This window comes from Mycetocola sp. BIGb0189 (assembly GCF_024810155.1).
In the GTDB taxonomy this organism is placed as follows: domain Bacteria; phylum Actinomycetota; class Actinomycetes; order Actinomycetales; family Microbacteriaceae; genus Mycetocola; species Mycetocola lacteus.
In genome coordinates, this window is record NZ_JANUED010000004.1 from 277080 (window position 1) to 289917 (window position 12838).

General features: G+C 65.4%; 14 protein-coding genes and 2 tRNA genes. 7 read left to right on the plus strand and 9 right to left on the minus strand.

Annotated elements, in window-relative coordinates:
* Positions 1-93: 93 nt before the first annotated feature.
* The gene (locus tag M2390_RS08400; RefSeq protein ID WP_259177996.1) at positions 94-1305 is read right to left on the minus strand and encodes an MFS transporter; all 1212 of its coding nucleotides are present in this window, start codon (positions 1303-1305) and stop codon (positions 94-96) included.
* 87 nt (positions 1306-1392) lie between these two features.
* On the minus strand, positions 1393-2028 hold the full coding sequence (locus M2390_RS08405; protein ID WP_259177997.1) for a mismatch-specific DNA-glycosylase: 636 nt from the start codon (positions 2026-2028) through the stop codon (positions 1393-1395).
* An 85-nt stretch (positions 2029-2113) separates the two neighbouring features.
* Here M2390_RS08405 and M2390_RS16190 point away from each other — a divergent pair, with 85 nt between their 5' ends.
* Together M2390_RS16190 and M2390_RS08415 are read left to right on the plus strand one after the other, a co-directional pair.
* On the plus strand, positions 2114-2536 hold the full coding sequence (locus tag M2390_RS16190; protein ID WP_396822783.1) for a MarR family winged helix-turn-helix transcriptional regulator: 423 nt from the start codon (positions 2114-2116) through the stop codon (positions 2534-2536).
* 58 nt (positions 2537-2594) lie between these two features.
* Positions 2595-3788 (plus strand): IMP dehydrogenase, encoded by a 1194-nt coding sequence (locus M2390_RS08415; RefSeq protein WP_259177999.1) that lies wholly within the window; start codon positions 2595-2597, stop codon positions 3786-3788.
* Positions 3789-3831: 43 nt separating this feature from the next.
* Here the strand turns inward: M2390_RS08415 and M2390_RS08420 are convergent, their stop codons facing one another.
* From M2390_RS08420 to M2390_RS08435, 4 genes are all read right to left on the minus strand, one after another.
* Complete coding sequence (locus M2390_RS08420; RefSeq protein ID WP_259178000.1) at positions 3832-4098, minus strand: hypothetical protein; 267 nt, start codon at positions 4096-4098, stop codon at positions 3832-3834.
* 135 nt (positions 4099-4233) lie between these two features.
* Positions 4234-4306: transfer RNA gene (locus M2390_RS08425), tRNA-Arg, on the minus strand.
* Positions 4307-4429: 123 nt separating this feature from the next.
* Complete coding sequence (locus tag M2390_RS08430; protein ID WP_259178001.1) at positions 4430-4903, minus strand: hypothetical protein; 474 nt, start codon at positions 4901-4903, stop codon at positions 4430-4432.
* Positions 4900-5343, minus strand: a complete 444-nt coding sequence (locus M2390_RS08435; RefSeq protein WP_259178002.1) for a hypothetical protein — start codon at positions 5341-5343, stop codon at positions 4900-4902. Before M2390_RS08435 ends, M2390_RS08430 begins: the two co-directional genes overlap by 4 nt.
* A 163-nt stretch (positions 5344-5506) precedes the next feature.
* Here M2390_RS08435 and M2390_RS08440 point away from each other — a divergent pair, with 163 nt between their 5' ends.
* Positions 5507-6343, plus strand: coding sequence for a hypothetical protein (locus M2390_RS08440; RefSeq protein ID WP_259178003.1), 837 nt, complete (start codon positions 5507-5509; stop codon positions 6341-6343).
* 2 nt (positions 6344-6345) lie between these two features.
* Positions 6346-7419 (plus strand): aldo/keto reductase, encoded by a 1074-nt coding sequence (locus M2390_RS08445; RefSeq protein WP_259178004.1) that lies wholly within the window; start codon positions 6346-6348, stop codon positions 7417-7419.
* A gap of 113 nt (positions 7420-7532) precedes the next feature.
* Here the strand turns inward: M2390_RS08445 and M2390_RS08450 are convergent, their stop codons facing one another.
* On the minus strand, positions 7533-7760 hold the full coding sequence (locus M2390_RS08450) for a hypothetical protein (RefSeq protein WP_081864149.1): 228 nt from the start codon (positions 7758-7760) through the stop codon (positions 7533-7535).
* 37 nt (positions 7761-7797) lie between these two features.
* On the opposite strand from M2390_RS08450, the gene M2390_RS08455 reads away from it, so the two are divergent.
* The 3 genes from M2390_RS08455 (at position 7798) to M2390_RS08465 (ending at position 10981) form a co-directional block, all read left to right on the plus strand.
* Entirely contained in the window at positions 7798-8259 is a 462-nt protein-coding gene (locus M2390_RS08455) for a MarR family winged helix-turn-helix transcriptional regulator (RefSeq protein ID WP_121689522.1), read from the plus strand.
* A 234-nt stretch (positions 8260-8493) separates the two neighbouring features.
* Positions 8494-9582, plus strand: coding sequence for a VIT1/CCC1 transporter family protein (locus M2390_RS08460; protein ID WP_259178073.1), 1089 nt, complete (start codon positions 8494-8496; stop codon positions 9580-9582).
* A 223-nt stretch (positions 9583-9805) separates the two neighbouring features.
* Entirely contained in the window at positions 9806-10981 is a 1176-nt protein-coding gene (locus M2390_RS08465; RefSeq protein ID WP_259178005.1) for a DNA glycosylase AlkZ-like family protein, read from the plus strand.
* Positions 10982-11126: 145 nt separating this feature from the next.
* On the opposite strand, the gene M2390_RS08470 is transcribed toward M2390_RS08465, so the two are convergent.
* Together M2390_RS08470 and M2390_RS08475 are read right to left on the minus strand one after the other, a co-directional pair.
* Positions 11127-11216: transfer RNA gene (locus tag M2390_RS08470), tRNA-Ser, on the minus strand.
* Positions 11217-11323: 107 nt separating this feature from the next.
* Positions 11324-12649: an LCP family protein gene (locus tag M2390_RS08475; protein WP_259178006.1), complete on the minus strand. Its 1326-nt coding sequence runs from the start codon at positions 12647-12649 to the stop codon at positions 11324-11326.
* Positions 12650-12838: the final 189 nt, after the last annotated feature.

Sequence of the window (12838 nt, forward strand, 5' to 3'; positions counted from 1 at the left end):
GCATTCGGCCGTGTCACTCGCCCGCGGCCGCGTCACCCGGACGGGGTGCCGCGGTCGTCAGACTCGCCCGTAGGAGCACGGGCCGGGAGCGAGCTAGCCGACCGGCGCGGTCTCGGGCTCGGCCACCGGTGTGGGCGCACTCTGCCGGACGAACCCGAAGATCAGCCCGCCGATCAGCGCGGAGGCCGCGGCCGCGGCCAGCGCCACGGTGACCCCCGCACCATCCACGATCAGACCGCCAATACCCGCGCCGATGGTAATCGCCAACTGGAATCCAGCCACGAGCAACCCACCGCCGGCCTCCATCCGCTCGGGGGCGAGGCGGCCCATCCAGGTGGAGACCACGAGCAGCCAGGCGCCAAATCCGAGACCCCAGATCGCCACCGCCAGGGCCACCACCCAGAACTCAGTGGGGAAGATGGTTACCACCGCGATGCCGCCGCCGATAAAGGCGGGCACCAGGAATCGCATGACGGTGAGATGACGATCCACGAGCAACCCGATGATGAAGTTCCCCAGCACCCCGCCCACGCCGAAGATCGCCAGCAGGAGGGCGATTTCCCCGGCCCCGGCATCCGGGATCCGCTCCAGGGCGAGGCGAATGTAGGTGAACGCGGCAAAGTGGCCGAGGGTGACCAGGACGTGGCCGAGCAGCCCCCACGGCATGCCGGGGACCCGGAGGGTATCACCGAGGGCACGGAAACCGGTCGCGGCCGCGGGTGCCACCGGCGGCAGGACCGCGCGCAGCAGGGCGGCCACCACGAGCGAGATGATCGCCGCGGCACCAAAGACCACGCGCCAGTCGAAGATCGAGCCGAGGTAGATGCCCAGCGGCACGCCGGCGACGGTGGCCACGGTGGTGCCGGTGTTCACGATCATCAGAGCCCGGCCCAGGTGACGCGGTTCGGAAAGGCGCGCGGCCACGGCGATGGACATGGCCCAGAACCCGCCGATCGCCGCCCCGAGAATCAGCCGGGCGACCAGCAGCAGGGCGAGGTTGGGTGCGATCGCGACCAGAAGGTTGGAGACCGCGGCGGCCGCGGCGAGGACCGCCAGCAGGTTGCGACGGTCCAGTCGCGGAAAAATGATGCCGATGGTGGGGGCGGTGAAGAAGCCGATGATCGCGGTCGCGGTCACCGCCTGTCCGGCCTGTCCCTCGGTGATGCCGAGCGAGGCGGCCATGGTGGGCAGGAGGCTCGGCGGAAGGAATTCGGCGGTTACCAGAATAAAGCTGGTGGCCATCATGATCACGATGGCGCTCCACGCGGTGCGCGCGGGATGCTGCGATGCTACGGGTACTGTCATATTTCGATTCTGGCGGCACGCGCAGGCGCGCACCCGACCGATCGTCCGCGGTGCGGAACCGATCGTCCAGCCCGAGCGAGGCGGACCCTAGGCGTTATCCCCGCAGCCGCCCTCGGCCCATACCTCACGCCACTTCTGGGCCAGCGTATCGATGGTCTCGTGGGCGTTGAGCCCGCTGGGTTGCGGCACCACCCAGAGTGGGATGCCTGCGGGCCAGCCGGGGATCAGCGCGGTGTCCTGGCGTCCCATCGCCGCCCGAGGTAACCCAAACGCGGTGCGAAACGAGGTGATACCGGCGATCGCCACGGCCCGCGGTGCCAGCTCGGGCAACCGCCGCACCAGGCGCTCTCCGCCGGCTCGCAGTTCCTCCCGGCTGAGCTCGTCGGCACGCACACTCGCTCGGCCCACCAGGTTGGTGATCCCGATCCCGCGCTCGTGCAGGTGGTGTTCATCGGCGGCGCTGAGCCCCCGCGAGGTGTCAATCCGGTAGCCGGTGAGTCCCGCCCGCTCAAGCGCCGGCCAAAACCGGTTCCCCGGATGCGCAAACGGCGCGTTCACCGCGGCGGTCCACAGCCCCGGGTTGACCCCGACAATCAGCAGGCGCAGGTCCGCATCCTCGGCAATGACATCGTCGATCGCATTCGGATTGTCGGTGGCAAAGCGCGGGAGATCCTCCCGAGTGGGTTTTTCCCCACGCAGCGGGGAGGGACGGCGAGTGCTCATCTGCCCAGGCTATCCCCCTAGCCGCCATCCCGCCGGTACACTAAATAGTTTGTGGATCGCAAATGATTTGCGATACGTTAATGATATGGAATGGTTGAATAACGGTCGCACACTCCCCCTTGTCAGCTATTTGGCGCGAGCTGGCTGGCGAGCCTTGGATGCATCGGCGCAACCCGGAGACATCACGCACAGGCAGCTCCTTGCGCTCACGCTCCTGAAGGAGCGCGGAGACCTGGCGCAGCAGGACATCACGCGCGTATTCGGCTTGGATGCCAGCAACGTCGTGGGGCTCCTTAACGAAATGGAAGAGCGCGGCCTCATCCTCCGACGCCGCGACGATGCGGACCGACGTCGTCACATCGTTGCACTCACAGACGAGGGTGCCCTCGTACTCGATAAAACCTTCACCCGGCTGGCCAGCATCGAGGACGAGCTGTTGCACTCCCTGTCTCCGCAGGATCGGGAAACACTTCACCTTCTCCTCCTCCGGGTCATCACCTCCCGATAACTCACGTCCTCCCGCCCGCACAATTCCCCGACCCGACCCCGTGAAAGAAGAGCGCATCATGCCCCAAGAGCCCGACACTTCCGCCGGTTACGATCCGTTCGGCCCGCTCGGCCTCACCTATGACGATGTGATGCTCATGCCTGGCCATACGGATGTGCTTCCCAGCGAGGTCGATACTCGATCCCGGCTGACCAAACGAGTGTCACTCGGCATCCCCCTGCTTTCAGCCGCAATGGATACCGTGACGGAAGCCACCATGGCCATCGAAATGGCCAGGCTCGGAGGCCTCGGGATCCTGCACCGAAATCTATCGATCTCCGATCAGGCGGCCATGGTCGCTCGGGTCAAACAGGCAGATACTACCCCCGTGGGACGGAGCGAGAATTTCCGAGGCACCCGAGACGAGGACGGACGCCTTCGCGTCGGGGCCGCCATCGGATTCTTCGGAGATGGTTGGGCGCGGGCCGGTGAGCTTCTCGACGCGGGGGTGGATGTCATCGTCGTCGATACCGCCAACGGACAAAGCCAAGGCGTCCTCGACATTATTCGAAAGATCAAACGGGATCCCGCGTTTGAGGGTGTCGATGTGATTGGCGGGCAAGCCGCGACGCGCGACGGAGCGCGAGCGCTGGTCGAAGCAGGGGTTGATGCCATCAAGGTTGGCGTTGGTCCCGGGTCCATCTGTACGACGCGTGTCGTCGCCGGCGTCGGGGTCCCGCAGATCACCGCCGTATACGAGGCGTCAATGGTCGCGCGGCAGGCCGGCGTCCCGGTCATCGCCGATGGTGGTTTACAGTACTCGGGTGATATCGCGAAGGCGCTCGCTGCGGGTGCCAGCACGGTGATGCTCGGTTCGCTCCTCGCGGGAACGGACGAGAGCCCGGGCGAGCACGTGTTGGCGGACGGCAGGGTGTACAAAACCTACCGCGGCATGGGATCCCTCGGCGCCCTGCAGACCCGGGGTGCGCGCACCTCTTACTCCAAGGACCGCTACTTCCAGGCTGATGTTGGAGCCGACGATAAGCTCATCCCCGAGGGGATCGAGGGACGAATCCCGCACAGTGGGGCGCTTCGTGAGGTCTTGCACCAGCTCGTCGGCGGACTTCGACAGTCAATGTTCTATGTCGGCGCACGCGATGTCGGCGAGCTCCAATCTCGTGCCAGATTCATACGAATCACTGCGGCGGGGCTCAAGGAGTCGCATCCTCACCATCTCGAAGGCATTACAGCGGCTCCCAACTATCACGCGTAGCGGGTAGGCGGCCTTGGCTCTTCGCCCGACACTTCACGTGAAATCAGGAGTCACGATTTCGAGAGCGCTGCCTCGAGTAAAGAAAACTGGCCAGCAACAGCAGACCGTACCCGGCCGACGCCCCGAGAAACACAGGAAGCATTGCTGCGGGCACCTCAGCCCACGCGCGACTCCCCAGAGCCGATTGAATGAGAAAACCAATCAGGGTTCCAAGAATCGTGATGCTCCACAAGAACCCCAGGAAAAAACCGAATTTTCGAGGATCTTTCCAGTCAACAGGCTTCGTAAACATCGTTTTTAGGTCAGTCATGATGTTTCCTCCGGCTCCCGCACCCACAACGATGTGATGCCCAGTTCCGAGGCTACCGGAATGATCCGCCCGGTGTTGAACGATCTGGTGTTAAACGAAAGAGCCTCATCTTTCGATGAGGCTCTTTCCATATTGTGCGCCCGGAGGGATTCGAACCCCCAACCTTCTGATCCGTAGTCAGATGCTCTATCCGTTGAGCTACGGGCGCATTTTTCAGTTGTGGCCTCGGGCTTGTTTCTCACCCTCGGGCCGTTAGATAGCTTAGCGCAGCTTTTTGGCTCGCGCCAATCGAGGCTTTTCTTCGACGTGTCGCGCGTGATTCCGCGGAATTTCAGACCGTGGTTGAAGACCGCTTCCGAGGCCGGAGCCGCCGCTCCCAGGCGACCACGGAGCCGGCCGCGACCAGTGCCGCCGGCAACCCCACCAGCGGAACCACCACGATCAGCACCGAACGCAGTCCGAAGTCCTGGCCCACCACCTGCAGGCTCGTGACCACATCCAACACCAGGACCATCACGGCAACCCCAAAGACCGCCCCCAGGGCCGAGAGAAGCGCCCGCGCGCGCAGGGTGTGACGTAGGCCGCGGTCCCCCAGCCACAGAGCGAGCGCCGATCCCATCACCGCGGGCACCGTAAACAGCAGTCCGCCCAGACCAAAACCGGCAAAGGTGGGCCAGAGCTGTGCGGGGCTGGCAACCCCCACGGTGACCAAGCCGTACAACCCACCCAGCACGAACCCCTCGGGCAGCGCGATCAGGGCCAGCGGCCAGTACCGCTTCCACACCGTCTCGCGCCCCGACATCATGCGAGAATCCGCAGCTTTCGATACCCGGCATCGGTGGCCAACACGGCGAGCGCCGCCACGACACCTGACGCCAACGAAATCGGAATGGCCCACAGCACCACAAAAGCCAGCGGATTCGCATACCCTGGATTAGCAACAATCTGCGTGACCAGGCCAATCAGGAGTAACGTCGTAAAGACAACCCCTGCGGCGCCCGCGGCCCCGAGCAACACTCGGGATCCAATCCGACGCCGAAGCTCTCGGTCCCCGAGGTGCACCCCCAGAAATAATCCGAATGCGGCCAGCGCCGCTATAAAGGCAGAAAACCACCCGAGCGACAACACAAACTCACCCCAGGCGACCAGGTCTCCCCCGGTGAGCATCATCCCCCACACCACACCGATCACGAACCCGGCCGGCACGGCCAGGATCATCGACCAGCGATAACGACGCAACACCATACCCATGACAATAGCGGCTCGACCGCCCGCAACCGCGGATTGTCATAACAGGTCATGTTTAGTCATACTGATCGAATCCAACCGTTCGTGTTACACACCCTCTTGGCAGTCACTGCCAGCCCTGTTAGGTTCGGGGCACAGACCATCAACCCTGGAGCGAACGATGACCCCCAACAGCATCCTCCCCAGCCCCGCTACGCCGGCTCACTGGCGAGCCGTAGCCACCCGTGTGGCCGCGCAGGCACGCGGCGTGGAGCCGAGCGCCGCGCTGGATCTGCTGCGCGAGAGCGGCCTGGCCTCCCTCACCATTCCCCGTGAACACGGCGGTACCGGCGCACCCCTGCGCCTGGGCACCGAGGTTGTTCAGGTCCTGGCCGAGCACAATGACGTTCTCGCCCGCATCCTGGCCGACCACTACCGCACGCTGACCCTGCTGGTCACCACCGCGGCCTCGGGAGAGCGCTGCCCGTGGCTAACCCGAAGCGCCGCCGAGGAGTGGATCTGGGCCCTCGCCGAGCCAGCTCCCGACGCACCCATTCTGACGGTCACCGGCCCCGACACGTTCAGCCTCGAGGGCCGCGCGATGCTCGGCCCGGGGGCCGCGGCGGGCGATGTCATGCTGATTAGCGCGCGCACGGCCTCCGGGTTCCACACCATCATCCTCGAGCACGGACGCCCCGGCACCCACTACCTGGGCGACTGGGATGCCTGCGCCAGCCGCCTCACCTCGACCGGTCCGGTGCGCTTCTCCGAGGTCACCGTGGATCGCGGCGACCTGATCGGCACCACCCACTCCGACAACACCCTGGATGCGGCCGCCGAGGCCAACCCGCGCATCGACCTGCGCTGCACCCCGGCCACCTCCCCGGTGACCATTCGGCGTCAGGTGCGTGCGGCGACCCTGCACGATGTGGCCGACTACCGCAGGGTCGAGCCCGGTGCCGCGGCACCCGGAACCTCGTTCCTGCTCCCCCTCTCCACCTACATCACGAAGGACTAGCAATGACCAACGAGGTTCGCTTCAGCGCCGACGATCCCGACATCCACCAGCCCTACCGCGCCGCCGCGGACCGCTACACCCACCTCGGCTACCGACGGGTGGGTAACAGCGGGCTGCTGCTGCCTCCGATCTCCCTGGGCCTCTGGTACAACTTTGGTGACAACCGCCCGTTTGATACTCAGCGGGAGATCCTCACTCACGCGTTTGACCGCGGCATCACCCACTTCGACCTGGCGAACAACTACGGGCCTCCCGGCGGATCGGCCGAGTACAACTTCGGCCGCCTGCTGCACTCGGATTTCAAGCCGTACCGCAGCGAGCTGATCGTCTCGACCAAGGCCGGCTGGCCGCACTGGGCGGGTCCCTATGGCAACTTCGGTGGCCGCAAGTACCTGCTCAACAGCCTCGAGGAGTCCCTCGAACGCCTGCGCACCGACTACGTGGACATCTTCTACTCGCACCGTGTGGACCCCGATACCCCGGTTGAGGAGACCATCGGTGCCCTCGACACCGCCGTGCGTCAGGGCAAGGCCCTGTACGTGGGCATCTCGTCCTACTCGGCCGAGCGCACCGAGCGGGCAATCGCCGCGGCCCGCGAGCTGGGCACCCCACTGGTCATCCACCAGCCTGCCTACTCGCTGGTCAACCGCTGGGTAGAGGACGGCCTGCTGGACACCCTGAAGACCAACGGGCTCGGCTCGATCGCCTTCACCCCGCTGGCCCAGGGCCTGCTGACCGACAAGTACCTGCAGGACCCGAGTGCCGTCCCCTCGGCCGCACGCACCTCGTTCCTGGACGGCTTCCTCAGCGAGGACAACATCACCCGCCTGCGCGCCCTGAACACCATCGCCCAGCGTCGTGGACAGAGCCTGGCTCAGCTGGCGATCGCCTGGGTGCTGCGCGAGGGTGGGGCCACCAGCGCGCTGATCGGGGTTTCCTCGGTCAAGCAGCTGGACGAGAACCTCGGTGCCCTCGACAACCTGGAGTTCACCGCTCAGGAGCTCGCCGACATCGACGAGGCCGTGGGTACCGGAGACACCGGGGTGAACCTCTGGGCAACCTCCTCGAACCTCTAGCCGGTTCCCCGTGGCACTCTAACCAAGCCCTCGGCTCCTCGCCGACACTAGAACAGCCGACAACATAACAAAGGTCGCACCCAACCGGGTGCGACCTTTGTTATGTAAGGGGTCTATTTGGGGCAGTGCAGCTGGGTGCGCTCACCACTGCGGTCCACGATGTGCTGCGACATCGGATGACCACACAGGGGGCAGGCAGCCTCGGCCGTATCCGGCAGCGGCTCCTCGTTGTACGGACCCAGGGGCGGCGGCCCAATGTAGGGACGCAGCTTTCCGTTGAGCCAGTTGGTAAAGCCACCCGCGGCCCGAATCGGCCCGGGCTCACCTTTAGTTCGTGCCATAACTATTAGCGTACACCTGTTTTGTTACACTGGGAACATGTCAGAGAACATCACCACCCCAGACGACCTCCTCGCACTCGAGAACCAGGTCTGCTTCGCCCTGGCGGTGGCCTCTCGAAACGTCCTGGCGCTCTACCGCCCGATCCTCGAACCACTAGGCCTCACCCACCCCCAATACCTGGTGATGCTCGCCCTCTGGGAGTCCAGTCCCCGCTCGGTCAAGGATCTCGGGGTCGCTCTTGCCCTCGAGCCACCGACGCTCTCACCGCTGCTCAAGCGCCTGGAAAACGCCGGCCTGATCACCCGCACTCGCAGCACTCGGGACGAACGAGTGCTCGATATCGAGCTCACCGAAACCGGTCGCGACCTGCGCCAGCAGGCGACCAAGATTCCCCCGCGCATCATCGAGGCGCTGGGGATGAGTCTGCCCGAGCTCACCAACCTGCGCGAGACCCTGCACGATGTGATCCGGGCGGCAGAAATCGCCCAGACCGCGTAGGGAAAACACAAGTTCGGTGCACCGAATCCCTGGTCAGAGCCATTTACGCTACACTGGCTTGAACGAAGGGGAGTAGTTCCCACTGGCGATTTTCACAATCGCAAAGCGGTCTGTCGACATACTGGCGCAAGCCCGGCAGCCCACCCCGCACGCGGGGCGAGCGAGACCTTCGGCTACTTATTGACCGTAGCCGAAGCCGCCATCCGAGCGCTTCGGCCCAAAGCCAGGAGCCGTATCGTGACCACAACCCCCACCCCCACCGAGATCCGCCGCTGGCGCAGATACCTCGCCGACGAGCGCGCCGAGCGCGCCGTATACCAGGACCTCGCCGACGCCCGTAGTGGCGAGGAACGCGAGATCCTCACCTCACTCGCCGAGGCCGAACGCCGCCACGAACAGCACTGGCTCGACCTGCTGGGCGAGAACGCGGGCAAGCCCCGCCCGGTGGCCCTCCGCACCCGCTTCCGCTGCTTCCTTGCCCGCCACTTCGGCCCGGTCTTTGTGCTGGCCCTCATGCAGCGCACCGAGGCTCGCTCACCGTATGGTGCCGACGTTCACGCGACTGACGCGATGGCCGCCGACGAGCGCATCCACGAGGAGGTTGTCCGGGGCCTGGCGGCGCGCAGTCGCATCCAGCTCTCCGGGTCCTTCCGGGCGGCCGTCTTCGGCGCTAACGACGGCCTGGTGTCCAACCTGGCCCTGGTGCTGGGTATGGCCGCAACCGGGGTGGAGACCTCGGTGGTGCTCGCCGCGGGTGTGGCCGGGCTGCTCGCCGGCGCGCTCTCGATGGGTGCGGGCGAGTACGTATCGGTCCGCTCACAGCGCGAGCTCCTGGATGCCTCGACCCCGAACCCCGAGGCGCAGAGCGCGGTCCCCCATCTCGACATCAACGCCAACGAACTGGCCCTGGTGTACCGCGCCCGCGGCATGGAGACGGATGAATCTATCGATCACGCTCAGGAGATTCTCGCCGGGCTTCCCTGCACCCACGACGGCGCCCCGGAGGCTCCGGTAGCCGAGGAAACCGAGGCCGACCACGAATCACTGGGTACCGCCTGGGGTGCGGCAACCTCCAGCTTCCTCTTCTTCGCCTCGGGAGCCATCATCCCCGTGCTGCCCTACCTGTTCGGCCTCGGTGGATTCGCCGCCGTCCTGGTCGCCGCGGTCCTGGTGGGTGCCGCGCTCCTGGGCACCGGTGCCATCGTCGGTGTGCTGAGTGGGGCGTCGCCACTCAAGCGCGCACTGCGCCAGCTGGCCATCGGATTCGGTGCCGCCGGCGTGACCTATCTGCTCGGATTACTGTTCGGATCCGGCCCCGCATAGCAAGTGGACTCATAACATACGTCCGTGATTTTGGCCTGAAAAGTCAGGTTTCTCCTAGCGTTTTTGGGCACAAATCACAGGTAGCGTGGTTACTTTTGTGCGGCGGCGCGAACCCCTCGCGCGGTATGTCGGCACCGCACCGTTCCCGGTGTGTGCCCTCAGCGTGCTGAGGGTGTCGCATGCTCCGCCCGACTCGGGCGGCGCTTAGACGAACGGAGACTCCGTGCCTCTCCACAGCTCCCCGCAACACACCATCACCCTCACCCCCGAGCTTGCCCGCCTCGTGGCTGTGATTGCCAGCCACGTACCCGGGCAAGCCGATGAGCCCCGCACGGTTCTGCACCGAGTGGGGCTCATCCAGTTGGACTCACTGACCCGCGTCGATCGGGCGCACCGGCTCACCTGCCTCGCGCGACTGCCGCGTGCCGCCCGATCACGCGAGATTGATGGTCAACTCTGGTCCCGCGGCGAGGCAATCTCCTTCGAAACATACACACACGCGTCCGCACTGATCCCGATCGAGGACTGGCCACTCTTCCGGCTCAATCGACTGTCCGCGGCGCTGCGCCGCGACTCCCCCGGCAACACCGAGCTCTCCGGGGTCACCGCGCTCATCCGCGCGAGTGATCACGGCCTCACCCTCGCCCGCATCGAGGAGACGGCCCCGCGGGCGGGAGGCGGCTGGGACTGGTCCGAGAGCAAACGCATTACCGAGCACCTGGTCTGGCGCGGCGAGGTGGTCAGCACCGACCGCCGGCTCAACCGCCGCGTCTACGATGTGCCCGAACGCCGCATTCCCACAGAGCTGCGCGATAGCGTTCCCTCCCGCGCACAGATCCTGGTGGGGCTCGCCAACCGCGCCATCCGCTCGCTGGGGGTGGCCACCACCGCGGATGTGGCGCGGCACTACAACCTGGTCCCCGCCGACGCGGGCTTTGGGCTGGAGCACGGCGATGCGCTGCCCGCCCGGGTCGAGGGATGGGGCACTCCGGCCTGGCTGAGTCCCGATCCCGCCACCACCGCGGCCGTCGATTCCCCCGGCACCGTTCCCGAGGATCCCCGCTTCATCGGTCCGTTCGATCCGCTGATCCGCGACCGTGACCGCAGCCGCCGCGTCTTCAACTTCGACTACACGTTCGAGGCGTATAAGCCGGCGTCCAAGCGGGTCTATGGCCACTATGTCCTCGGCGTCCTGGTGGGGACCAGGTTCATGGGGCGCGTCGATGTGCGCCGAGACGGCAAAGTGCTCGCCGTGGACGGGATCTTTCCCGAACCCGGGGGCAACCTCGCCCAGTTCCGCGATGCGGTGGGTACCGCCGCCGAAACGCTCGCGGAGCAGATGGGTCTCATCCTGGAGATCAGAAATCCCACGAACACGCTCTCCACAGATTGTGGATAACTCTGTTGAAACCTGTGGAAACCGGTGTGCAAAACGCCGGAGGGGGTGTGGACAGCATGTGGAGAGAAACCGACTCGCCCTCATGCCGAAACGACAAAAACCCCGGCACTCGCTCTCACTGAGCGGATGCCGGGGCTTTTATTTGTGGCGGAGACGGCGGGATTTGAACCCGCGGTCCCCTTAGGGGGACTCCACCTTAGCAGGGTGGTGCACTAGGCCACTATGCGACGTCTCCTTACCTCGCGAGCGAGGTACGTTGCAAGCATATCGGAACCTTGCCGCCGCGCCGAATCCACGCGCGAAAAAGGCCGGGAAATTTTCCGAATGCCCCGCCGGAAGCCGCTAGCGGCGCTTATTTCCGGCCGAACAGGTCTGCTCACCGGCGCTCTGCCCGGTCACCGACGAGGGCAGCTCCACCACGGCGGGGGGTGCCGATGGGTCGGTCGGGGTTGTGGAGGACCCACCCGCGGGCGGCGCCACGGGAGTCTGGGTGCCACCGGTCGGAGGCGTGGCCGGAGTTTGGGTTCCACCGGCAGGCGGGGTCGCGGGAGTCTCCGTTTCCCCAGCGGGAGGCTCCACCACCGAACCGAGGCCGGTGCCGCCGGTGAGACTGATGTGCTGGTCGGCCTTGATCGCGTCAAACAGCGTCTTGGCCGGCCCCGGCAGCGGTTCCACACCGTTATGCCCGGGCTTATCAACGATTGCGTTGGGGTACTGCACAAACACAATCTGGTCCAGCGGGATGTTCTTCAACGCCAGGGCAATCTGGACCATCGTATTGACGTCGTTCAGGCTCGTGGAGAGGGTCATATTACTCACCGCGGCCTTGGCGATCGAGAAGAGCTTGGTCGGATCGGACAGCGTGTTGCTGGACTGCAGGGTACGAACCAGCGAGGACAGGAAGACCTGCTGGTTACTGATCCGACCGAGGTCGGAACCGTCACCCACACCGTGCCGGGTGCGCAGGAACTGCAGCGCTGCCAGGCCCTGCAGGTTGTGGTTACCCGCATCCAGGTAGGTTCCGGTGTAGGGGTCGGCAATGCCCTTGGCGACACACACCTCGACACCGCCCACGGCGTTGGACAGCTCAATCACGCCGCTGAACTGTACCTCGGCGGCATAGGGGATATCGAGTCCGGTGAGTGCTTCGACGGTCTTCACCGTGCAGGGCAGCCCGCCATAGCCCAGGGTTGTGTTGATCTTCTGCGAGGACATTGCCGGGTAGTTTCCGCCCTCGGGCTTGGGGCATGCGGGGATCGGTACAAACATGTCCCGCGGGAAACTGACCACGGTTGCCGCGCTGTGGTCCTCGGAGATGTGCAGCAGCATCGTCACATCGTTGAGCACACCGGTCTCCTTGGTGGGGTCACCAAAGAGGTTGGGGTCCTGCCCCTGACGCGAGTCGCTGCCCACCAGGAGGAGGTTCACGCCACCCTCGATCGAGTCGATCGACTTGGGCGGGGGTGACTCCTTACCGAGGTCCACCGAGGGCTTAATCGAGGACACGACGTCCCACACCGCATAGGCCCCCACGCTGGCACCGCTCACCAAAACCACGGCGAGCGCACCGGCCACGATCTTGGCCGCGGAGATCCACGGGGTCGATCGACGCAACTGACCGTGCCTGACTGCGGGCACGCGGGAGGGGCGTTGACGGGAGCTACTCAATGCGCGCCTTTCGGGAGGGCTGGGATGACAATAAAACGAGTTCGAGGATTCCGAATGTCGGGCACCGGGGCCCGCGCGAATGTACCCGCATCGAGAACCCACGACACTGCGGCACGTAAGAATCACATCATGCTGCCAGGTTTCTTTGTACATTCACTGGGAGAAAACCCCCGAAAGACCGCACGGACG

Bases quoted from the DNA above. Each gene is read 5' to 3' on its own strand.
- M2390_RS08430 (WP_259178001.1), bottom strand. From the start codon at position 4,903: ATGATGTCGGGGCGCGAGACGGTGTGGAAGCGGTACTGGCCGCTGGCC.
- M2390_RS08440 (WP_259178003.1), top strand. From the start codon at position 5,507: ATGACCCCCAACAGCATCCTCCCCAGCCCCGCTACGCCGGCTCACTGG.
- M2390_RS08415 (WP_259177999.1), top strand. From the start codon at position 2,595: ATGCCCCAAGAGCCCGACACTTCCGCCGGTTACGATCCGTTCGGCCCG.
- M2390_RS08400 (WP_259177996.1), bottom strand. From the start codon at position 1,305: ATGACAGTACCCGTAGCATCGCAGCATCCCGCGCGCACCGCGTGGAGC.
- M2390_RS08405 (WP_259177997.1), bottom strand. From the start codon at position 2,028: ATGAGCACTCGCCGTCCCTCCCCGCTGCGTGGGGAAAAACCCACTCGG.
- M2390_RS16190 (WP_396822783.1), top strand. From the start codon at position 2,114: ATGGAATGGTTGAATAACGGTCGCACACTCCCCCTTGTCAGCTATTTG.
- M2390_RS08450 (WP_081864149.1), bottom strand. From the start codon at position 7,760: ATGGCACGAACTAAAGGTGAGCCCGGGCCGATTCGGGCCGCGGGTGGC.
- M2390_RS08435 (WP_259178002.1), bottom strand. From the start codon at position 5,343: ATGGTGTTGCGTCGTTATCGCTGGTCGATGATCCTGGCCGTGCCGGCC.
- M2390_RS08420 (WP_259178000.1), bottom strand. From the start codon at position 4,098: ATGACTGACCTAAAAACGATGTTTACGAAGCCTGTTGACTGGAAAGAT.
- M2390_RS08455 (WP_121689522.1), top strand. From the start codon at position 7,798: ATGTCAGAGAACATCACCACCCCAGACGACCTCCTCGCACTCGAGAAC.
- M2390_RS08445 (WP_259178004.1), top strand. From the start codon at position 6,346: ATGACCAACGAGGTTCGCTTCAGCGCCGACGATCCCGACATCCACCAG.